The organism is Paenibacillus glucanolyticus (genome assembly GCF_037333485.1).
Taxonomy (GTDB): Bacteria; Bacillota; Bacilli; order Paenibacillales; family Paenibacillaceae; genus Paenibacillus_AQ; species Paenibacillus_AQ glucanolyticus.
The window spans coordinates 5,056,087-5,076,413 of the sequence record NZ_CP147845.1; the positions used below are offsets into that span (position 1 = coordinate 5,056,087).

General features: G+C 49.0%; 19 protein-coding genes, 2 tRNA genes and 1 other annotated feature. Of the genes, 7 read left to right on the top strand and 14 right to left on the bottom strand.

Annotation, left to right across the window (positions count from 1 at the left end; genetic code table 11):
• Positions 1-23 precede the first annotated feature (23 nt).
• From lonB to WDY75_RS23805, 6 genes are all read right to left on the bottom strand, one after another.
• Positions 24-1,733, bottom strand: a complete 1,710-nt coding sequence (lonB, locus tag WDY75_RS23780) for an ATP-dependent protease LonB (protein WP_409348338.1) — start codon at positions 1,731-1,733, stop codon at positions 24-26.
• 258 nt (positions 1,734-1,991) lie between these two features.
• Positions 1,992-3,101 carry a flavodoxin-dependent (E)-4-hydroxy-3-methylbut-2-enyl-diphosphate synthase gene (gene ispG / locus WDY75_RS23785; protein ID WP_006208781.1) on the bottom strand — a complete coding sequence of 370 codons (1,110 nt, stop codon included), beginning with the start codon at positions 3,099-3,101 and terminating at the stop codon, positions 1,992-1,994.
• Positions 3,102-3,215: 114 nt separating this feature from the next.
• Entirely contained in the window at positions 3,216-4,481 is a 1,266-nt protein-coding gene (gene clpX / locus WDY75_RS23790) for an ATP-dependent protease ATP-binding subunit ClpX (protein WP_006208780.1), read from the bottom strand.
• 14 nt (positions 4,482-4,495) lie between these two features.
• Complete coding sequence (gene clpP, locus WDY75_RS23795; RefSeq protein ID WP_006208779.1) at positions 4,496-5,086, bottom strand: ATP-dependent Clp endopeptidase proteolytic subunit ClpP; 591 nt, start codon at positions 5,084-5,086, stop codon at positions 4,496-4,498.
• Between the two features lie 275 nt (positions 5,087-5,361).
• On the bottom strand, positions 5,362-6,690 hold the full coding sequence (gene tig / locus WDY75_RS23800) for a trigger factor (RefSeq protein WP_063478857.1): 1,329 nt from the start codon (positions 6,688-6,690) through the stop codon (positions 5,362-5,364).
• A 146-nt stretch (positions 6,691-6,836) separates the two neighbouring features.
• Positions 6,837-7,679 carry a hypothetical protein gene (locus tag WDY75_RS23805; protein WP_006208777.1) on the bottom strand — a complete coding sequence of 281 codons (843 nt, stop codon included), beginning with the start codon at positions 7,677-7,679 and terminating at the stop codon, positions 6,837-6,839.
• A 360-nt stretch (positions 7,680-8,039) separates the two neighbouring features.
• On the opposite strand from WDY75_RS23805, the gene WDY75_RS23810 reads away from it, so the two are divergent.
• Positions 8,040-8,113 (top strand) — tRNA-Arg (locus WDY75_RS23810).
• 349 nt (positions 8,114-8,462) lie between these two features.
• Here WDY75_RS23810 and WDY75_RS23815 read toward each other — a convergent pair.
• Positions 8,463-8,930: an acetyltransferase gene (locus WDY75_RS23815; RefSeq protein ID WP_006208776.1), complete on the bottom strand. Its 468-nt coding sequence runs from the start codon at positions 8,928-8,930 to the stop codon at positions 8,463-8,465.
• Between the two features lie 126 nt (positions 8,931-9,056).
• Here WDY75_RS23815 and WDY75_RS23820 point away from each other — a divergent pair, with 126 nt between their 5' ends.
• The 3 genes from WDY75_RS23820 (at position 9,057) to WDY75_RS23830 (ending at position 12,588) form a co-directional block, all read left to right on the top strand.
• Positions 9,057-9,485, top strand: a complete 429-nt coding sequence (locus tag WDY75_RS23820) for an EamA family transporter (RefSeq protein ID WP_006208775.1) — start codon at positions 9,057-9,059, stop codon at positions 9,483-9,485.
• Between the two features lie 132 nt (positions 9,486-9,617).
• Positions 9,618-10,382, top strand: a complete 765-nt coding sequence (locus WDY75_RS23825; RefSeq protein ID WP_006208774.1) for a class I SAM-dependent methyltransferase — start codon at positions 9,618-9,620, stop codon at positions 10,380-10,382.
• Positions 10,383-10,439: 57 nt separating this feature from the next.
• Positions 10,440-10,664: a binding site (T-box leader), on the top strand.
• Between the two features lie 61 nt (positions 10,665-10,725).
• Positions 10,726-12,588, top strand: coding sequence for an arginine--tRNA ligase (locus WDY75_RS23830; protein WP_063478856.1), 1,863 nt, complete (start codon positions 10,726-10,728; stop codon positions 12,586-12,588).
• A 98-nt stretch (positions 12,589-12,686) separates the two neighbouring features.
• Here WDY75_RS23830 and WDY75_RS23835 read toward each other — a convergent pair whose 3' ends face one another.
• Together WDY75_RS23835 and WDY75_RS23840 are read right to left on the bottom strand one after the other, a co-directional pair.
• Complete coding sequence (locus tag WDY75_RS23835; protein WP_063478855.1) at positions 12,687-13,127, bottom strand: hypothetical protein; 441 nt, start codon at positions 13,125-13,127, stop codon at positions 12,687-12,689.
• Positions 13,128-13,308: 181 nt separating this feature from the next.
• Positions 13,309-13,382, bottom strand: a tRNA-Arg gene (locus tag WDY75_RS23840).
• 158 nt (positions 13,383-13,540) lie between these two features.
• Between WDY75_RS23840 and WDY75_RS23845 the strand changes: the two genes are divergently transcribed.
• On the top strand, positions 13,541-13,837 hold the full coding sequence (locus tag WDY75_RS23845) for a DUF4870 domain-containing protein (RefSeq protein WP_036641371.1): 297 nt from the start codon (positions 13,541-13,543) through the stop codon (positions 13,835-13,837).
• A 95-nt stretch (positions 13,838-13,932) separates the two neighbouring features.
• Here the strand turns inward: WDY75_RS23845 and WDY75_RS23850 are convergent, their stop codons facing one another.
• On the bottom strand, positions 13,933-14,298 hold the full coding sequence (locus tag WDY75_RS23850) for a hypothetical protein (protein ID WP_006208768.1): 366 nt from the start codon (positions 14,296-14,298) through the stop codon (positions 13,933-13,935).
• A 54-nt stretch (positions 14,299-14,352) separates the two neighbouring features.
• The gene (locus tag WDY75_RS23855) at positions 14,353-14,667 is read right to left on the bottom strand and encodes a hypothetical protein (protein WP_006208767.1); all 315 of its coding nucleotides are present in this window, start codon (positions 14,665-14,667) and stop codon (positions 14,353-14,355) included.
• 162 nt (positions 14,668-14,829) lie between these two features.
• Between WDY75_RS23855 and asnB the strand changes: the two genes are divergently transcribed.
• Positions 14,830-16,674 carry an asparagine synthase (glutamine-hydrolyzing) gene (gene asnB / locus WDY75_RS23860; protein ID WP_063478854.1) on the top strand — a complete coding sequence of 615 codons (1,845 nt, stop codon included), beginning with the start codon at positions 14,830-14,832 and terminating at the stop codon, positions 16,672-16,674.
• 75 nt (positions 16,675-16,749) lie between these two features.
• Here the strand turns inward: asnB and WDY75_RS23865 are convergent, their stop codons facing one another.
• The 3 genes from WDY75_RS23865 to WDY75_RS23875 all read right to left on the bottom strand — a co-directional run bounded on the left by WDY75_RS23865 (position 16,750) and on the right by WDY75_RS23875 (position 19,318).
• Positions 16,750-17,382 (bottom strand): XTP/dITP diphosphatase, encoded by a 633-nt coding sequence (locus WDY75_RS23865; RefSeq protein ID WP_063478853.1) that lies wholly within the window; start codon positions 17,380-17,382, stop codon positions 16,750-16,752.
• 3 nt (positions 17,383-17,385) lie between these two features.
• On the bottom strand, positions 17,386-18,144 hold the full coding sequence (gene rph, locus WDY75_RS23870; RefSeq protein ID WP_036641360.1) for a ribonuclease PH: 759 nt from the start codon (positions 18,142-18,144) through the stop codon (positions 17,386-17,388).
• Between the two features lie 115 nt (positions 18,145-18,259).
• On the bottom strand, positions 18,260-19,318 hold the full coding sequence (locus WDY75_RS23875) for a GerMN domain-containing protein (RefSeq protein WP_006208762.1): 1,059 nt from the start codon (positions 19,316-19,318) through the stop codon (positions 18,260-18,262).
• A 168-nt stretch (positions 19,319-19,486) separates the two neighbouring features.
• Between WDY75_RS23875 and WDY75_RS23880 the strand changes: the two genes are divergently transcribed.
• Positions 19,487-20,050, top strand: a complete 564-nt coding sequence (locus tag WDY75_RS23880) for a phosphatidylglycerophosphatase A (protein ID WP_006208761.1) — start codon at positions 19,487-19,489, stop codon at positions 20,048-20,050.
• The last annotated feature ends 277 nt before the right edge of the window (positions 20,051-20,327 follow it).

Consider the following 20,327-nt stretch of genomic DNA (forward strand, 5'->3'; position numbering starts at 1 on the left):
ATAAAAAACCAACAAAGTGAAACTTAACATCCTCCAGCGTCCGTGACTTTCCCGTTGCGCGGAGGCGTTGCCTGCAGCAATGAAGCTGAAGAGGCTGGAAACACTTCGTTTCCGGGGAGCTGCACAACCTCCGGAGCGAACGATCCGCCAAAAATGTGGGCGAATACTTCGTCCACCGATTCTACAGGAATTACCCGTAAACCGCCACTTAAATCTTGGAACAACGTTTGCCAATTGTCTTTGGGAATGATTACACGGGTAGCACCTGCCTGGAATGCCGCCTCCACTTTGGCGATGACCCCGCCAATTGGCTTCACCTTTCCATGAATGCTCATCTCGCCGGTCATCGCGACCTTGTTATCAACCTCAATTCCTTTGATAGCCGATACAATCGCCGCAGCCATCGCAATACCCGCGGAAGGTCCGTCAATCGGCGTTCCCCCAGGAAAGTTAATATGCAGATCATAGTTCTTAGGTGTAAAACCCATAGAGCCCAGGACTGTTAACACATTCTCGATCGATCCCTTGGCCATGCTCTTACGACGCAGCTTCCGCGAGCCTCCGCCAAACTCCTCTTCATCCACAACCCCGGTGATATTGTAGGTACCCCGTCCCTCCTCAACAGGAACCGCAGATACTTCAATTTCAAGCAGCGCCCCCATATTAGGGCCGTATACAGCTAATCCGTTAACAACGCCAACCTGCGGCTTCCCCGGTATTTTTCGATCCGGACGAGGCTGAAGCTGACTGCTGCTGGCGACCCATTCCACGTCCGCTGCACGAAGCGAATCTCTTTTTTCGGTCAGCGCCAGACCAGCAGCCAATTGAATCATATTGACCGCTTCCCGGCCGTTGGAACAGTACTGCTTCACCACTTCTACCGCTTCTGGTGCCGAATTCAGCCCAATCTTCTGAATAGCATCCTCTGCAATCCTTCCAATCTCTTCAGGCAGAAGCGGTCGGAAAAAAATCTCCATGCAGCGCGAGCGAAGTGCAGGAGCAATCTCTTCCGGTGAACGTGTCGTTGCACCCACCAGACGGAAGTCGGCCGGCAGGCCGTTTTGAAAAATGTCGTGAATATAAGCAGGTGTGTTGGCATCCTCAGAATTATAATATGCACTTTCCAGCAGCACCTTGCGGTCCTCCAGCACTTTTAAAAGCTTATTCATCTGGATCGGATGCAATTCCCCAATTTCATCAATAAAGAGGATTCCTCCGTGTGCCTTGGTCACCGCTCCCGGCTTCGGCTGAGGAATGCCTGCAACCCCCATGGCTCCCGCACCTTGGTAAATCGGATCATGAACAGACCCGATGAGCGGGTCAGCTATGCCGCGTTCATCGAACCGGGCCGTTGTTGCATCAATTTCCGTGAACTTGGCGTCATATTTAAACGGAGATTGCGGATTCTTCTTCGCTTCCTCCATCACTACGCGAGCAGCGGCTGTTTTGCCTACCCCTGGCGGGCCGTATACAATAACATGCTGCGGATTGGCGCTGCAGAGAGCAGCCTTTAGGGCTCGCAAGCCGTCCTTTTGCCCCACGATGTCATCCATGGTTTGCGGTCTTGTTTTCTCAGCCAGCGGTTTTGTTAACGATATGGACCGCAGTTTGCGGAGTTTATCAAGTTCCTTACGCGATTCCCGATCCACCGCCGTCTTGCTTGTTTTCTGTCCGCGCAATAAATTCCAAAAATAAATGCCGATGATGACTGCAAAAAACAGCTGCACCAGCATTATCACAATACTTAAGTTCACAAGTCATTCCTCCTGTACTCCATTATGTCTTCATCGAATCGTTAATACATGGTAGTATTGCCGATTCCTCGAATGGTAAAACGCGGATAGCGAAAAAGTCATGACATTGTTGGGAAGGCGCCCCCTGCTGCGGCGTATGACATCCTGCTAAACAGAAAAGCGGCAGTCTCTTGAATTCAAGAGACTGCCGCTTTTAAAAAGTGCAATTATAACGTTATAAAAACCAAGTTATTAAGCTTAAACCGTGGATTTGTGCTTGCGGCCCGGGATTTCGCCGGTTTCCTCGTACACCTTCACGATATTGTCGATTTCCTTCTTAAGCTCCTCCACCATGGTGGCTTCTGGAACTTTACGAATCATCTCTCCATAACGGAAGAGCAGGCCCTCGCCACGCGCGCCGGCAATACCGATGTCGGCTTCTCTAGCCTCACCAGGTCCATTGACTGCGCATCCCAGAACGGAAACTTTAATCGGCACTTTGATCTTCGAGATGTATTCCTCTACCTCATTGGCAATGGAGAACAAGTCAATATCCAGCCGTCCACAAGTCGGGCAAGATACCAAGGTTGCCGCATCCGAGATGAGGCCGAATGATTTTAGAAGCTCCCGGCCCACTTTGATCTCTTCCACGGGATCAGCACTCAAGGAAATACGCATCGTGCTTCCGATTCCCAGGGACAACAGCGCTCCGAGACCGGCAGCGCTCTTCACCGTACCGGAGAACAGCGTCCCGGCTTCGGTAATTCCCAGATGGAGCGGATATGGAATAACCTCAGCAGCCTTCGTATACGCCGCGATAGCCATCGGTACGTCAGATGCTTTAAGCGAAACGATGATATCGTGGAAATCCAGTTCTTCCAGTATCCCGATATGATACAAGGCGCTTTCCACCATAGCTTCCGGTGTAGGATACCCGTATTTTTCGATAAGATGATTCTCCAAGGAACCGGCGTTAACCCCGATCCGAATCGGAATCCCCTTCTCCTTACAAGCCTTCACGACAGCTTCGACTTTCTCACGCTTGCCGATGTTGCCCGGATTGATCCGAACCTTATCAATACCATTCTCGATAGCCATCAAGGCAAGTTTGTAGTTAAAATGAATGTCCGCCACAAGCGGAATATGAATGCGTTTCTTGATTTCTTTTATAGCAGCGGCAGCTTCTTCATTGTTAACCGTTACCCGAACGACCTGACAACCTGCTTCTTCCAGACGCAAAATCTCGGCAACGGTTGCCTCCACATCTGCGGTCTTGGTAGTGCACATGCTTTGAATAATGACTTCGTTCTTTCCCCCAATGGTGAGGTTCCCCACCCTGACGGGCCGTGTGTCTTGTCTCAAAAACATGGTACGATCTCTCCCATATAACGCCAAAGCTCCACTCCAGCAAAGCCCGACTGGACATAACTGGAAGTGGAGAATCAGCGTAGATTTATTCCACGCCTAATACGCTATGGCGTATTAAGCACTTTCTTCTTGTTTCTTGTCATCTTCGCTTCCCTTGCTCTGCAGCTCAGGAATCACTTTATCGCGAACAACCTGCTCCGTGATGACGCAATCCTTGATGTCATCTCTGGACGGAACTTCGTACATAACATCCAGCATAATGCCTTCAATGATCGAACGCAATCCGCGTGCACCGGTATTCCGCTTAATTGCCTCGCGGGCAATCGCTTCTAGAGCACCTGGCTCAAACTTGAGGTTGACATTGTCAAATTCAAGCAGCTTTTGGTACTGTTTCGTGAGCGCGTTTTTCGGCTCGGACAGAATGCGTACCAGCGTTGCCTCATCCAGCGGCTCCAAAGTGGAGACTACAGGCAGACGGCCAACAAACTCCGGAATCAAACCGAACTTGAGCAAGTCTTCCGGCAGAACCATGGTCAGGTATTCACCTGGCTTAAGATCCTTTTGGCTCTCTCCGGAGGCATTGAAACCGATGACCTTCTTGCCGATCCGGCGTTTGATATACTGCTCCAGACCGTCAAATGCACCACCACAGATGAACAAAATGTTCGTTGTATCGATCTGAATGAATTCCTGATGCGGATGCTTGCGTCCTCCTTGCGGTGGAACAGAAGCAACGGTACCTTCAAGAATTTTCAGCAAGGCTTGTTGAACACCTTCACCGGATACGTCACGCGTAATGGACGGGTTCTCCGATTTGCGGGCTACTTTATCGATTTCATCAATATAGATAATGCCGCGTTCTGCTTTTTCCACATCATAGTCTGCTGCCTGGATCAGCTTCAGCAGAATGTTCTCTACATCTTCACCTACATAACCGGCTTCTGTCAGTGAAGTTGCATCCGCAATAGCAAACGGAACATTGAGAATTTTAGCCATCGTTTGTGCAAGCAATGTTTTACCGGAACCTGTAGGTCCAAGCAGCAAAATGTTACTCTTTTGCAATTCAACATCCTCAATCTTGTTCTGGGTGTTGATGCGCTTATAGTGGTTGTAGACAGCAACCGAAAGGGATTTCTTCGCTTGATCCTGTCCGATTACGTATTGATCCAGAATGTCACGAATATCACGTGGCTTCGGAATATCCTTCAGATCCACTTCTTCCTCATGTCCGAGTTCTTCCTCTACAATCTCGGAGCACAAGTCAATACACTCGTCACATATATAAACACCGGGCCCCGCAACCAGTTTGCGGACCTGCTCCTGGGATTTACCGCAGAAGGAGCATTTCAGCTGCCCTTTGTCATCGTTAAATTTAAACATGCTATTACCACCCCTTAAGATTTGGTCGGTGAAGACAGAACATCGTCAATAATACCGTACGCCTTCGCTTCCTCCGCGCTCATGAAAAAGTCGCGGTCTGTATCGCGTTCGATTTTTTCAAGGGGCTGACCCGTGCGCTCCACATAGATTTGATTCAGCTTATGTCTGGTCTTGATGATCCAATCTGCATGGATTTGGATATCGGATGCCTGACCCTGAATACCCCCGAGCGGCTGATGTATCATGACTTCACTGTTCTCGAGAGCATAGCGTTTGCCTGGTGCTCCGGCAGTAAGCAGCAGCGATCCCATACTGGCGGCCATACCTACGCAAATGGTTGACACATCAGGCTTAATCAACTGCATCGTATCATATATACCCATCCCGGCTGTAACCGAACCGCCAGGAGAATTGATGTACAAAGAGATGTCCTTTTCCGGATCTTCCGCAGCCAAAAACAGCAGCTGGGCAATAACAAGATTGGCAACATCGTCATCGATCGCACTGCTGAGGAATATAATGCGATCCTTCAGTAATCTTGAGTAGATATCGTAAGATCTTTCGCCTCGACTAGTTTGCTCAACAACCATAGGTACAAGACTCATGCGACCAACCTCTTTTCCTTGAAAAATATACGGCAGTGTTACAAAAGTTATTCTAACATGTTCGCAGCACGATGTCATTTTTTAACCCTGTTTACATTCTATGAACTTCCCAAGAATTATATCCTGCCAACTTGTCTCATTATGTATGTCGAAATTAATAACCAATTCATGTCATAATTAGTATTAAATTGGCTATTGTTAGGTAAAAATAAGGCACGCATGAAATGTACGTGCCTTATCGAATGTGAGGGCAGCTTTTCGCAGCTGCCTTTTTATTATTCTTCAGTTGCAGTTTCTTCTTTTTTCTCCACAGGAGCGCCTTCTACACTGTTTTCCAGCAAGAAGTCGATCGTTTTGCGAAGAAGCAATTCTTCACGAAGGCTGTCAAGGGAACCGTTAGCACCCAGGATGCTGCGGATTTCTTCAGCGGAACGTTTGTACGTATCAGCCATATTTTCCAGCTCTTTGTTGATTTCCTCTTCCGTTACTTCGAGCTTCTCTTCTTTTGCGATTTGCTCCAGCACGAGGTTGTTGCGAACGCGTTTTTCAGCGTCTTCTTTCATTTGTCCTTCCAGATCGTCACTGCTTTGGCCGGAGAAGCTAAGGAACATTTCCAGGTTCATGCCTTGTTGACGAAGACGGTTGTCGAAATCGCGCATCATGTTTTGAACTTCGGATTGGATCATAGCGTCTGGAATTTCAATTTCAGCATTAGCCGCTGCTTTTTCAACAGCTTCGTTCTCGCGAACGCCTTGTGCTTCTTGCTCTTTGCGAGTCAGCAATTGTTTCTTCAGATCTTCCTTGTACTCATCAAGGGTATCAAATTCACTAACGTCTTTAGCGAATTCATCATCCAGCTCAGGAAGCTGTTTGCGCTTGATTTCGTGTACTTTCACTTTGAAGACAGCTTGCTTGTTAGCTAACTCAGCTGCATGGTAGTTCTCTGGGAACGTAACTTCCACGTCTTTGAAATCTCCAGTAGCCATACCAATGACTTGATCTTCAAAGCCTGGAATGAAGGAGTTGCTTCCGAGTTCAAGGGAATAACGCTCAGCTTGTCCACCTTCAAAAGGCACACCGTCAACGGAACCGTCGAAATCGATCACTACGATATCACCGGATACAGACGCGCCTTCATCGATTACAGCAAGCTCAGCATGACGTTGTTGCAGACGCTCGAGCTCTTCGTTCAGTTCCTCTTCAGAAACTTCAGCGGCTACAGCAGCTACTTCAACACCTTTGTAATCACCCAGTTTAACTTCAGGTTTCACCGTTACTTTAGCTTTGAACTTGAAAGTTTCACCTTTAGCGAATTGCTCGATGTCCACTTCCGGACGATCTACAGGGAAAATATCCGCTTGATCTACAGCTTCGCTGTATGCTTCTGGAAGCAAGATGTCGATTGCATCCTGGTACAAGCTCTCTACGCCATAACGAGCTTCAAAAATCGGGCGAGGCACTTTACCTTTACGGAATCCAGGTACATTTGCTTTTTTAGCTACTTTATTAAAAGCTTTGTCGAGGGCGGATGCAACGCGATCCGCATCAACCTCAACGTCAAGAACGCCAAGGTTCTTCTCTATTTTTTCCCAAGTTGCTTTCATTTATGCTTTCCCCTCCAAAATAATTCACGTGGTCGGCGCAATAATGTATCACGTACCGAATAACCACTATAGTATAAACAACATTAAATCCTTTTTCAAGGGCGAACCCTTATGCTACGATACCGTAAACGTTTTCCAGGCTATGGCTATTCTTCCACACCCGCTGCCACAAATTGCTTGAGAGATCGGTAGGCTCCCTCATAGCGGAACCGCATGGTGTCCGTTATACCGTAGAGCGGGCGGATTTCCTCCTCATTCCGAAACCCCTTCAAACTCTCCGATACAATGTCATGGAGTGCGGCCGCCCATATGTCAAGCGTAGATTCTTCTTCATCCAGCATGGAATGGTAATCTTCGGTACCGTAAATGGCCATTATGAACTGGGACCATAGTTCTTGTGCAAAATAAAACAAAGTCGGTTCATGAATTTCCGTCTGATCTGCAACTCGCTCCAATATTCTCGTTATGGCAAGCGGAAAACTCCCCGGGTCCAGCGGCACCGTGTCGATCTCAATCTCTACGGCTTCCTGTCCCCGATGAAGGCTTACATTTCCCTCCATGCCCCTTCTTCGGAGTGTTTGCAGCACTCGAAATTGCAGCAGGGGATGAAGCGGCGTATCCTGCAGCCACTCAACCAAAACCGCATCAATCTCCGGACGATCCAGATAGGCGAGCTGTTCCAGTGCCAGAATGGTCTGTTCGGTCAACGGTCCGTTCATAACGGAAGCGAGCAGCTTGTCGGCATATCCGGCATCCTGAGCAACTTTTTCCTTAACCATCTGCCTCGCCATTTCCGCTTCGTCTGGATCATCCTCTTCGATATCTGCATCGGAATCAACCGAACGAGGTACAGCCTGTTCTGGAAACGCAGCTTCAAGCCATTCGAGGAGCGAATGCCACTCTTCATAATGCCGTTCATTCTGTCCGCCGCATCTCAGCAGAAAACGCAAAACTTCCATTGCTTCACCGTATCGTTCGTTCTCGAGCATAACCGTAAGCTGAATCTGGTAATAATCCAGCGTCTTCGGAAACAGGATGATGTTCTTATCCTCATGTTCTTGGGAGTAAGAGTCCTTGATAAGGACACCTCCTTTCTATTCCTGTTTTTCATATTCGTTGATTATAGCATATGTACTGCCAAGTTAAAAAAAGAGCGCGGTCTATGCACTTTCCTGCCGTTCTGAAACATTCCGGCGACGCCTTTATTGAAATCCATCTTATGTCTTATCAATATAACCCGGAATGACACACTAATAATCTGGCAGATTCAAAAATGTTCGCAACTTAAATTAATTGTTGAATTTCCCCAATGCATGTGATAATATATTTTTTGCTTGAAAAATTTCTGTGTCCCAGTAGCTCAGCTGGATAGAGCAACGGCCTTCTAAGCCGTCGGTCAGGGGTTCGAATCCCTTCTGGGACGTAAAATGAAGGAGCAGCCACTTATCATCGTGGCTGCTTCTTTGCGTATTCCAGAAGGGACGATGAACCCGGAATCGGGTTCGCCTTAGCTTACGCTTAGGGAGGGGTTACTTCGCAGCCGGCCTGCAAGACCGCATCCCTTCTGGGACACAGTCCGCATATGAACTCCATAGGCCACAATCACAACTTGAACGGACACCAGGAGCGTTATTTCAGAAAAAACGTCCCGTTTTAAAATTTAGCGGACACCACAGCCGTTATTTAGCAATTTAACAGGCAAATCACCCTCTTTTGGCGTTTATAACGGCCCTCAGGTCCGTTAGCATATCTGTTAGAGCTTTTTCACCATATTAGCGGCTTCTGAGTCCGTTATGGCGACCCAGCTCCATATGAATCAGTGGATACGGCTTGCCTGCACCATCCAGTTCCGAGCGGCCCGTCTGCACAAAACCGTATTTTTTGTAAAAAGCGTGGGCTCCGGCGTTCTGTTCATTTACATCGACAGTAAGTTTATCCCCCTTCAACGATTCGGCATGCCGAATCAATTGGCTCCCCGCTCCTCGCCCATGATGCTGTGGATCCACAAACAACATTTCGATTTTCGAGCCGTCCAGGCCCATAAATCCAACGGGCTTGAAATCCTTGTTCAAGCACACCCATAACTCCACAGCTCGAAGTGCTCCATTTTTCACCATTTTATAATAAAAACGGAGATCCTCCTCTGTAAGGAAATCATGCGTGCTGCACACAGCGCGATGCCACAGCTCCACTAATTGATCATGATATTCTTCTTTATAAGCAACAATATGACCCGTCATCCGAAATTCAACCCCTTCTCAGGAAAATCACTAGGTAAATGTAATGATATTGTACAAATCACTCCATACTATTATATAGAAATCCTTAATAGTATTCAGGTCTTTATCGTTCAGGAGGGATATAGGATGCCATTATGGCTTATGTACGCACTGCTGTCGGCGGCCACCGCTGCACTTGTCGCTATTTTCGGCAAAATCGGCCTGCAAAATATCGATGCCAATTCAGCCACTGCCATTCGATCTGTCATCATGGCACTGTTCCTGCTGGGCGTGGTGGCCGTTCAGGGTAAATTTTCCGAGCTCGGGGAAATCCTCGTGCAGAAGAAAGCCTTAAGCTTCATTGTGCTAAGCGGAATTGCAGGAGCCATGTCCTGGCTGTTTTATTTTTTGGCACTGAAATACGGTAAGGTATCGCAGGTCGGGCCCATCGATAAATTAAGCGTGGTCATCGCCGTAATTCTTGCCTTTTTGTTTCTTGGAGAGAAAATATCCTGGATTAACGTGATCGGCGTCGCACTCATTGCTGTTGGTGCCCTGCTCGTTGCCGTAAAATAAAGCCGCTGATCAGCGGTTTTCTCATGATCCACTCATAGTTACAACCTATTGAATCTATCACATTTATATATTTCTAATTATAAACAAAACCTGTCACAATGAGGTTATTCATAAAAAAGGGGGAGTCTTACGATGTCGGAGCAAATATGGAAGCCTCGGGATTACGATCGGCAGTTGTCGTTTGTTTCAGCTTATGGAAAAGGTTTGGCAGAGCTTCTGGCGCCTCGAGCCGGCGAGCGGATTCTCGACCTTGGGTGCGGGACCGGTGATTTGGCTTATGAAATATCTACGGCCGGTGCATACGTGACCGGTATGGACTCAGCCGTGGAGATGATTGAGCAGGCCCAAACTAAGTATAAAAGCCTTGCATTCCGCGTTGGAAATGGCGAAAACTTCACGGTCGAAGCACCTTATGATGCTGTCTTCTCCAATGCGGCGCTGCACTGGATGAAGAATGCTGCAGGTGCAGTCCGCTCTGTGCATGGCGCACTAAGGAGCGGCGGCCGATTCGTCGCCGAATTTGGAGGACAAGGCAATATTGAAACGATCTATGAAGCCCTAAGAACTGTATTCGCCGACCATTATGGAATCGATGCGGACACACGAAATCCGTGGTATTTTCCTAGTGTGGCAGAATATGCGACTCTGCTGGAAGCCCAAGGGTTCAGGGTCCGTATGGCACATCATTATGACCGTCCTACCAAGCTGTCTGAGGGCAAGGAGGGGGTTCGGTATTGGCTCCTGCATTTTGGCGATCATTTCTTTACCGGATTTACAGCTGAAGAAAGGGAGCATGCAATTGCCCGCATCAGCCAAATAAGCTACGACACGCTCTGGCATGAGGATGCCTACTACGCAGATTATAAGCGCTTGCGTATCATTGCGGAGAAGCTTTAACAATTTTATGGTTGATTTTCTTAATAGATTGGTTATAATATGAAAAACTTGAAAATGTGATTTTCGTTGATTGGGAGAGTAACTGCTTCAGACTTTAGTCCAAGCGAGCCGGGAGGGTGGAAACCGGTACAAAGTCGGCCGTGAAACGGACCCAGGAGATGGTCTTCCGAATTGAAGGATTGTAGGAAGCCCCGGCTTACACCGTTATTGTATGAAGGTGGTTGAACCCTTGCCGGTTTAACAACAAGAGTGGTACCGCGAGCACAAGTCCTCGTCTCTTTATTGAGATGAGGGCTTTTTTTATTTTTCCGAGGTGTTCTTATTTTTCAAAGGGGGATTTACCGTGTTAAGTCAATTAATGATTACCAGTGTTCAACAAGCAGCAATCCAGGTGTGTGACTCTTTCGGCATCAAGCTGCCGGAATCCATCCCAGTCCGGGTCGAGCAGCCCTCCAGCATAGAGCACGGGGATTATGCAACCAACATCGCAATGCAGCTTGCCAAGCTGCTTCGTAAGGCTCCCCTGCACATTGCCGAGTTAATTAAAACGGAGCTTGAGCAGGATGTTCCCTTCAAACAACTGGTTTCGGCCACGGAGGTCGTGGCTCCAGGTTTTATCAATCTGCACATCGACTGGGAAGCGTGGGCCAACCACCCATTTGAACTGCCGCCGGCGACCCATGAAAAGATTGTTATCGAGCACACCTCCATCAATCCGAACAAATCTGCGCATATCGGTCATTTACGGAATTCCTGTATCGGGGATACGCTGGTCCGGCTGATGAGAAAGCTTGGCTATGAGGTGGAGGCGCATAATTATATCGACGATCTTGGCAATCAGCTGGCGGATACGGTTGTTGGAATGCTCCATACCCCGCTGTCCAAGGAACATGCCAGATTCGGTGATTACTGCTGGGATGTGTATTCGAGCACGAATAAAGCATACGAAAGAGAACCTGCACTGGTTCAACATCGGACGGAAGTTCTCCACGCATTGGAGGAGGGACATCAGAATCTTTCCTGGATCGGATTGCTCGTAGCTGAAAGAATCGTTAAAGAGCATCTTGAAGAAATGAAGCAGTTTGGCATTGGATACGACCTTCTGGTATGGGAGAGCAGCATTGTCAGAGAGGGATTTTGGGATTCCGCTTTCGAATTGTTGAAGAACACCTCACTGTTCCATCAGGAAACCGAGGGTAAGCTGGCAGGCTGCTGGGTGCTCAAACAATTAGGGGGAGATAAGGCAGACGATCCCGATTCCGAGCACAGCATGGACAAAGTGCTGGTACGCTCTAATGGCATTTTGACTTACACCGCCAAAGATATTGCTTATCATTTGTGGAAATACGGACTGCTCTCCAATGATTTTGTATATACAAAATTCACCGAAGATGTTTGGACCACGAGCACTCAGGGTGAACAGCAGGCATATGGCAAAGCCGATATGGTTATCAATGTCATTGATTACAGGCAGCAGTACCCACAGCTGATGGTTAAGCAGGCACTGGAAGGCTTGGGATTCAACGAAGAAGCCCAGAACCTTCGACATGTCAGTTACGGCGTGGTTTCACTCAGTCCTTCGGCAGCAGCGGATCTTGGAATCGACACTTCCGACGGAAAGGCGTCCTATGCCATGTCCGGACGTCAAGGGATCGGGATCAAAATTACCGAGCTTATCCAGCAAGTAGCCAATGTCATCGAAGAGACCCGTTCGGATAAAAACGGATTGTCCAGCCATGCGATAGCAGCAGCCTCCATCCGTTACTATCTGCTTCGCTTTGCACTGCAAACCGAGGTTGTGTTCGATCTGAAACAGGCCACGGAAATTTCGGGAAATACGGGAGTCTACCTGCTCTATTCCTACGCGCGTGCACTTAGTGTTCTCAATAAAGCGCAGGATGCCGGTGTCTTGCCCTCTATGCCTGCTCACTTCCCTGACATGGAAAAAGCAGAGCATGCGCTGCTGAGGCATATCAGCACCTGGCATGATACCCTTTATGCTGCCGGACGAGAGCTATCCCCAAGCGCCATCTGTAACTTCGCGTATGAGCTGTGCTCCTTGTTCAACAATTTTTATTCGGCATGTCCGATTCTGAAAGCCGAGGCAGACGTACAGCGTTTCCGGATATGGCTCACTTCGCTGTTTAAGGATACCCTTGGCGAAGCTTTGGAAGTGTTGGGATTGCCAACGCCGAGCCGAATGTAAAGGAAACTCTGTGGGAGGTTCCTGAATGCAGCTGTAGTTTCTTTAAAAAAGCCGCCCATTCTTATTCAACAAGAATAAGAATGGGCGGCTTTTTTCCTTTATTGCAGCCCTCTGACGGTCAGTCTGACCTGAACTCCATCCGTTGCTGGCTCTTCCTGAAGAGTCCAGTTGACAGCCAGTGCCTCCTTCAAGCGAGCCAACTGCTCCTCCTTGAGCTTTAACCCCTCAATGATTCCCTCACCCACACGGAAGTCGGATTCCGAGCTGAGGTGAAAGGTTTCCTCCAGCCATATTTTCAGACCGTTTCGGGTATTAAACGTAATTTTGTAGCCCTCGATAACGGCTTTTTCCAAATCTTCCCCATGCTCTCCCGCATAGGCGAACAGTTCCCCGTAATGAAAATGACCATTCTGAGCAATCTGAAATCTCTCATTCTCTCCCGAGCGTACTGCCTCCAGCAATTCAGAGGAGGTGAGTCCCGATTTTCTGGCGTGCTCCAATAGGATGGCGGTATTCTGTGATATTTTAGTAAGCTGCATGCTTGATGCCTCCTCAATATATATACGAAAATATTTTTTCTTCTATTATAAGATGAAATGATTATGAAGTCAGGTCTTCTCAAAACATTAACTAATCGTGTCATGGATATCTTTCATTTGCAAGAAAGGCGGCCCTTGATTGGACGCAAAAACACCGCCATAAATGGCGGTGCCTCTTTTACGTCCCAGAAGGGATTCGAACCCCTGACCGACGGCTTAGAAGGCCGTTGCTCTATCCAGCTGAGCTACTGGGACATATATGTATGAAATGCTTTAAAACAGTAACGAAGTATATTATATCGCATATTCGGCATTTTTTAAAGAACTTTTTTTGAATACCCTCATTACAGAATCAGGAACGCGCTTACTGGGTAATATGTATATCATCAGAATGACTTTAGGAGTGTGATACCATGAGACAGCTTCTGTCCTCTTTATCGTATTTCAGCATCTTTTTTGCGCCGTTTCTTCTCCCCCTCATCGTGTGGATTCTGTCTCCGGACGCCTACGTTGCCAAGCACGCCCGCCGTGCATTATTCTCGCACGTATTCCCGGTTATCGCAGCGATACCCATGATCTATATGGCCGTAACCTCGGGGTCCTTCGGCTCCATTATCGGGTATCTCATCCTGTTCGGGATCATCTACTTCGGAGCATTTGTATATAACATCATCATGGGCATTCAAGTATTGCGGGAAACGGCTTACTAAACACATCAGATGATTGAAGGGCCATGCAGCTATCATGCTGCATGGCCCTTCTTGTCTAGGCTTCCAAAGAACTTTGCCAATCTTTTTCCTAACCCCTAAAAATACTGGGGTCCTTCGCTGAGCCGCTGATTCAACTGCTCGTACAATTGACCGGTCGAGAGGAGCTGCTGTTTAAAGGTATCCCGATCCTCCTCGGCCGTGGAATGAACACTATTCTCGAACGCTTCGTCCGTAGCATCCACAAAAGCATCATGCATGCTGTTATCAAACCAGTCGAGCTCCATGCTGGCGTTGCTCCGGACGATTCTCACCAGTTCGTAGCCTCCCAGCGGAGACGATGGTGTCAGGTAAGCCAGCAATGCGCTTTCTCCCTCCGCTTCAGGATATACCTCCACCTCGGCGCATGGCGCACCGTTAACTTCGGTAATCCGTCGAATTTTTGCGTCTCTAATTGCGTACATCATGCATTCTCCTTCATGGGATGTGCAGGCTTCTGCACAATCCTTTTTTTATTTTCACGTCATATCGGAGAGCAATCGCAGCTCCTCCATCTGCTGACGCGTTGCCGGCGTACCCAACTGATATATCGTCCGGTACACATTATCCAAGGAAGATTGAAACAGGGCATTGGAGCTTTGTTGCGGCGTATCCGGCCAAGGAAACATGTATCCAAGTGCTTCTTCTTCCTTCTCCTGCATCATATCCAGCTCAATCCGGACTTGATCAGCCTCTTCCGGCGTAGCTTCGATCTCCCATTCATAAGGGCTTGCCCCCTGCTGAGTCAACACAGAACGGCTTTGCACGGAAACGTAATAGGTTGACTTATCCATGGACGCTTCTCTCCTTTGCTTTGAAATTCGTCCTCTTTCTTAGTTTTCGTAAAAGGACAGACATTTTATGCCTTCCTTCGGCATATATCTGTATCACTTTGGCGACGTAGGATTAAAAAGTTGGGACAGCGTATGACAAAGACAAAGAGAGGATGAACCGTCATGTGCGGAATAACCGGTTTTATACAATGGAGCGGCGATTTGACGCAGGATTCGCAGCTGCTGGTAAAAATGACAGAAAGTTTGGCTCACCGCGGACCTGACGGATCCGGCACCTGGATTTCCAACCCGTGCGCATTTGGACACCGAAGACTCAGCGTGATCGACCCCGAAAATGGAGCTCAGCCGATGATCATTCATCAGGAAGAGGAAGTCTACGCCATTGTATACAACGGGGAATTATATAATGCTGCTGAGCTTAAAGACGAATTGATACGACGCGGACATCGTTTCAATACCAAGTGTGATACGGAAGTGTTGTTAGTCTCCTATATCGAATGGGGCCCCGAGTGTTTGGAACGCCTCAATGGAATATTTGCCTTTGCCATTTGGGACAGTGCGCAGGAACAAGTGTTTCTGGCACGGGACCGGGTGGGAGTAAAACCCTTGTTCTACAGCTACATCGACGGAACCTTGGTTTTCGGCTCTGAACCCAAAGCACTGCTGCAGCATCCGAAGGTGGAGCCCGTGGTCGGTGCTGAAGGACTTGCCGAAGTGTTCATTATCGGTCCTGCACGGACCCCGGGGCATGGCGTCTATAAAGACATCTCCGAACTCCGCCCTGGCACGGCGATGATATTTAACCGGGAAGGGTTGCGCAAATACACCTATTGGAAGCTGGAAAGCAAACCGCATGAGGATGATGTAGACCAAACGGCAAGCTACTTGCGCGATCTCCTCCGGGATACGGTAGAGCGTCAGCTGGTATCTGACGTGCCGGTCTGCTCCCTTTTATCCGGGGGGCTTGATTCCAGTGCGCTTTCTTCCCTTGCCGTCGATTACTATAAGCGGACGGGCCAAGGACAAGTGCATACCTACTCTGTCGATTATGTGGACAACAACAAGCACTTTCAGTCCCATTCCTTCCAGCCTGGCGCAGATGCGCCATGGATTCAACGGATGCACGATGAGCTTGGGACGAACCATCACTGGATTGAATTCGATACTCCCGAATTGGTTGAGGCGCTGGATACCTCCACGCAAAAGCGCGACCTGCCCGGCATGGCCGACGTTGATGCATCGCTGCTCCTCTTCTGCCGAGAGATCAAAAAAGGCGCCACCGTTGCCATATCGGGCGAAGCTGCCGATGAAATATTTGGCGGATATCCTTGGTTTCACCGGGAAGACATGCTGAACTCCGGCACATTCCCATGGTCGGTCGCTCCGGACATGAGAGCCGGACTTCTGTCTGCCGAAATCCGGGACTGGATCAGACCCCTGGAATACCTGGGAGACCGCTATTCGGATGCGGTAGCTGAAGTCCCTAAGCTGGACGGCGAGACTGGCCAGCAAGCCAAAATGCGGGTTATGTCCTACCTCAACATCACCCGTTTTATGCCAACCCTGCTGGACCGCAAGGACCGGATGAGTATGGGCGTCGGACTGGAGGTCCGTGTGCCTTATACCGATCATCGTCTGATCGATTATGTGTGGAACATCCCATGGAGCATCAAAACAGCAGGCGACCGTGAAAAAGGCATTCTGCGCAAGGCGCTGGAGGGCGTGCTCCCGGATGATGTCCTGTACCGCAAAAAAAGTCCGTATCCCAAAACCCACAATCCGAACTACCTGACCGCCGTCAAAGCGCAGATACTGTCCATACTGGATGATGGCACATCTCCGCTGCTTCCGCTCATTGATACTGCGCGGATACGGGAGCTGGCCTCTTCGCCGGACGCGTCCTCCAATCTCCCTTGGTTCGGTCAATTGATGTCCGGCCCGCAGCTGTTTGCCTACCTGGCCCAGGTTCATTTCTGGCTTAAAGAATATAACGTATCCATACGTTAAACCTTATTCTACTGAAAAAACAAAGAAACCATACCCGCTCACGCCGGTATGGTTTCTTTTTGCAATCATCTCGATTCAGCTCAGCGCCTGCAGATACGCGACCAGCTTGCGAAGGGCTTCTCCGCGGTGACTGATTAACTGCTTCTCCTCCAGGGAAAGCTCTGCCATCGTTTTCTCATGGCTTGGCAAGTAGAACAGCGGGTCGTACCCGAAACCGCCGCTTCCGGATGGATCGGAAGTGATCCACCCTTCGACATGCCCTTCCGCCTCCAGCTTTTCTCCTGAAACCGGATCGTACAGCACCAGCACGCAGACGAATCGGGCCGGGCTTAACAAGGGCTGCTCGGTGTCCTCACCCAGTCTTAATTGCTCCAGCTCGCCGATCAGCTTCTCGTTATTATCCTCATCCGCGCCATGCTCACCTGCATACCTTGCGGAATATACACCCGGAGCGCCGTCCAGCGCATCCACGCATAATCCGGAATCATCTGCAAGCACAGGCAATCCCAGTGCATCACCGACCGCTTTGGCTTTCTTGAATGCATTGGCTGCGAAGGTAACTCCATCTTCAACGACATCAGGCAATTCAGGGTAATCGTACATACTCTTGACTTCCACGCCAAGCGCAGCAAAAGCATGTGCAAATTCCTTCACTTTCCCCTGATTGCGGGTAGCTACAATGAGAGTATCCCCAAGTATCAGCGTCATATCTTAGACTCCAGTTCCCGCATTCACGGAACCGATTTTGGCTGCAATGGGTCCGAGTGCTTCCTGTTGACGCTCGATCAGCTCGCGGATTCCTTTTTCCCCAAGCTCCAGAATCTGATCCAGCTCCTCGCGCGAGAATGGGCTTTCTTCGCCGGTTCCTTGAACCTCAACGAATTTACCCCCTCCGGTCATAACCAGATTCATATCCACCTTCGCTTTGGAATCCTCTTCATAGTTCAGGTCCAGCAGCGCCTGTCCTCCAGCGATACCCACACTAATCGATGCCAAGTAATCCGTGATCGGAAATACTGCGAGTTTATGTTGTTCTGCAATTTTATTTACCGCTATGGCCAGGGCTACAAATGCTCCTGTTATGGAGGTGGTCCGCGTTCCGCCATCCGCCTGGATCACATCGCAGTCCAGCGTAATTGTCCGCTCGCCAAGAGCATGCAGATTCACAACAGACCTGAGCGCTCTGCCGATCAGCCGCTGAATTTCCATCGTCCGGCCAGTGAGTTTACCGCGATTGGCTTCCCGTTGATTCCGAGATTGTGTTGCGCGCGGCAGCATTGAATATTCAGCCGTCACCCAGCCCTTTCCTTGTCCTTTCAGAAACGGGGGAACTTTCTCATCCACGGTTGCCGTAATCAGCACCTTGGTGTCTCCCATTTCGATGTACACGGAGCCTTCCGCATATTTATTCACATGGGTCGATAAATTCATCGGTCGAAGCTCATCGCTCTTACGTCCGTTAGATCTCATGTTTTCTGCCTCCTACTTCTTATCGCAATCCTGATTAGCATTCCCTATTCTACCAAAGTGCAGGCACAAAAGCACCTTTTTGGGGTGCATCTTGTCAAACAAAGCGATAAAATCGTCAGATCGAAATTTCGTTAATAAATTCCGGACGGCTTACTGGCTCACTGTAGTTGCGGCTGTCCGTTCCAACCACCTCAGCCAGATCGTTCATCCGGATTTTCACCTTCGCATTTTCCGAATTTTCGGAAACCGTAAGCACGACAGCCTGCAGCAGCTCGGTCGGAACCTGCTCTCCCTGTTCAAACATGCTGTCCTGGAGCGATACGGTTACGGCGCCGTCCTCCCCTGTTTCAATGGATGCAACGGTTGTGTCATCCGGAATGACTTCAACGAGTCCATCACCATACTGCGGTCCACGAATCAGCTCATTCAAGGCGGCCTGGACCGCATCTTGTCCGGTCGGAACAAGTCTTGTTACCGGTACATAGTACTGGATCCCGTCTGGCGTTAATGAGGAGAAATAAACGGTAACCGGTGAGGAAGCGGAGTATAACGCATCATCTGCCTTCTGCAAATTAATGCCCATCGCACGAGACAGCGGACGATCCAGCGGCGTGTGATTCACCGGCATCTCCGTCAGCTTGACTCCATCCACCCATACCTGCATCTGCTCAATGCCTTCATGTCCTGTCAGCGTCCACGTCAACGCCTCCAAAATTCTTCGTTCATCTGCCGCTTTATATTCCGTAAACGATTTATTGAATTCAACAACAGCCAGTTTGTTCTCCTGATCTACCGTCACATTATTGATTTGGGTACCGGCAGGCAGCACGGCCTGGAAGCCCTGTGGAACAAAGCCCGCGTAGCGCCCTCCATTCACAAGCACTTCAAGGGATTCGGCCACCTCATTGGCACCCTCGACCTTCGGAATCCCCAAGGTTACTGGTGCCAGCATTCCTCTCGTATCGGATAAATAAACCGTGGTTTGTGTGCCAATGTCGCCCTGCGCCGCTGTAGATCCGGCCGTGTTCAGCATCTGCTTCTCCACTTGTGCAGGCGGTGGGTCAATCGCTTCCGATTGTTTCCCGGAAAACACACCACAGCCGGACAATACGATCGGAACAGCAAGCAGCCCGGCGGCGGAAAGCCTGCGAAGATTGCGTTTGTTACTTTTCATGTATTGTTCCTCCCTAACATTTTTTTGTACAGGTTGTACTCCTATGTATACGAGCCCTTTCCAAAAAAATAACTCTCAGTTTTGCCCTTTCTGGACAAAGGGGTGCCGGAAAAAGTACAATCGTCGTAAGCATCTTCATCAACCCACAAAAATGAGGTGAGTTCCATCATGGCAGAAAACGATACAAATATCCCTTACAGTCTGAACAGCAAAAAGGTAGCAGAAGCAACACGGAGCCTGCTGCATGAGCGTGGAATCAAATTGGAGGAAATCGCAGAGCTGGTAATGATCCTTCAAAAGAAATACTATCCGAATTTGACGATGGAAGAATGCATCGAAAATGTGGATGCCGTGCTCAGCAAACGCGAGGTGCAAAATGCGGTATTGACCGGAATCCAACTGGATATTTTGGCGGAGGAGGGCAACCTCATCTCTCCGCTTCAGGAAATGCTGGCCAATGATGAAGGGCTATATGGCGTGGATGAGGTTCTGGCATTTTCCATCGTTAACGTGTACGGTAGCATCGGCTTCACCAATTACGGATATATCGACAAACTCAAGCCCGGCATTCTGGAGCAATTGAATGATAAATCAAGCGGCAGGGTCCATACCTTCCTGGACGATATCGTCGGTGCGGTTGCCGCAGCCGCCAGCAGCCGGATCGCCCATCGCAAGCAAGCGGACCGGGAGATCGAGTTGTACGGCACGACCGAAGAACTCCCCAAAGAATAAACCATTTCAAAAAGGAGATTCGCAGCTATCGCGAATCTCCTTTTTTATCGCCTATCAATTGGACTCCTCCACCTTGACCTAATCGAAGGAGCCCGGTAATTTCAAAGAATCATAGACGATAGCGCGCTTACCGAAATCTAAGCTTCTCCAGGCTTGGAGATGAGTTCCTTCTATAATAAAGAGGCTCATCTTCGGCTATGAAAAATCGGGCTGTCCAATTGCATAAAACGGTAAATCTATCTAGTCATTTTTGCAAGCCTCAATCATATCCTATGAT

Coding starts and splice junctions, on each gene's coding strand:
- asnB (WP_063478854.1), top strand. CDS start 14,830: ATGTGCGGAATAACCGGTTTTATACAATGGAGCGGCGATTTGACGCAG.
- WDY75_RS23850 (WP_006208768.1), bottom strand. CDS start 14,298: ATGTACGCAATTAGAGACGCAAAAATTCGACGGATTACCGAAGTTAAC.
- WDY75_RS23835 (WP_063478855.1), bottom strand. CDS start 13,127: ATGCAGCTTACTAAAATATCACAGAATACCGCCATCCTATTGGAGCAC.
- rph (WP_036641360.1), bottom strand. CDS start 18,144: ATGAGATCTAACGGACGTAAGAGCGATGAGCTTCGACCGATGAATTTA.
- WDY75_RS23865 (WP_063478853.1), bottom strand. CDS start 17,382: ATGACGCTGATACTTGGGGATACTCTCATTGTAGCTACCCGCAATCAG.
- WDY75_RS23815 (WP_006208776.1), bottom strand. CDS start 8,930: ATGACGGGTCATATTGTTGCTTATAAAGAAGAATATCATGATCAATTA.
- WDY75_RS23880 (WP_006208761.1), top strand. CDS start 19,487: ATGGCAGAAAACGATACAAATATCCCTTACAGTCTGAACAGCAAAAAG.
- WDY75_RS23820 (WP_006208775.1), top strand. CDS start 9,057: ATGCCATTATGGCTTATGTACGCACTGCTGTCGGCGGCCACCGCTGCA.
- WDY75_RS23805 (WP_006208777.1), bottom strand. CDS start 7,679: ATGCTCGAGAACGAACGATACGGTGAAGCAATGGAAGTTTTGCGTTTT.
- WDY75_RS23845 (WP_036641371.1), top strand. CDS start 13,541: ATGAGACAGCTTCTGTCCTCTTTATCGTATTTCAGCATCTTTTTTGCG.
- WDY75_RS23855 (WP_006208767.1), bottom strand. CDS start 14,667: ATGGATAAGTCAACCTATTACGTTTCCGTGCAAAGCCGTTCTGTGTTG.
- WDY75_RS23875 (WP_006208762.1), bottom strand. CDS start 19,318: ATGAAAAGTAACAAACGCAATCTTCGCAGGCTTTCCGCCGCCGGGCTG.
- ispG (WP_006208781.1), bottom strand. CDS start 3,101: ATGTTTTTGAGACAAGACACACGGCCCGTCAGGGTGGGGAACCTCACC.
- clpX (WP_006208780.1), bottom strand. CDS start 4,481: ATGTTTAAATTTAACGATGACAAAGGGCAGCTGAAATGCTCCTTCTGC.
- tig (WP_063478857.1), bottom strand. CDS start 6,690: ATGAAAGCAACTTGGGAAAAAATAGAGAAGAACCTTGGCGTTCTTGAC.
- lonB (WP_409348338.1), bottom strand. CDS start 1,733: ATGCTGGTGCAGCTGTTTTTTGCAGTCATCATCGGCATTTATTTTTGG.
- clpP (WP_006208779.1), bottom strand. CDS start 5,086: ATGAGTCTTGTACCTATGGTTGTTGAGCAAACTAGTCGAGGCGAAAGA.
- WDY75_RS23825 (WP_006208774.1), top strand. CDS start 9,618: ATGTCGGAGCAAATATGGAAGCCTCGGGATTACGATCGGCAGTTGTCG.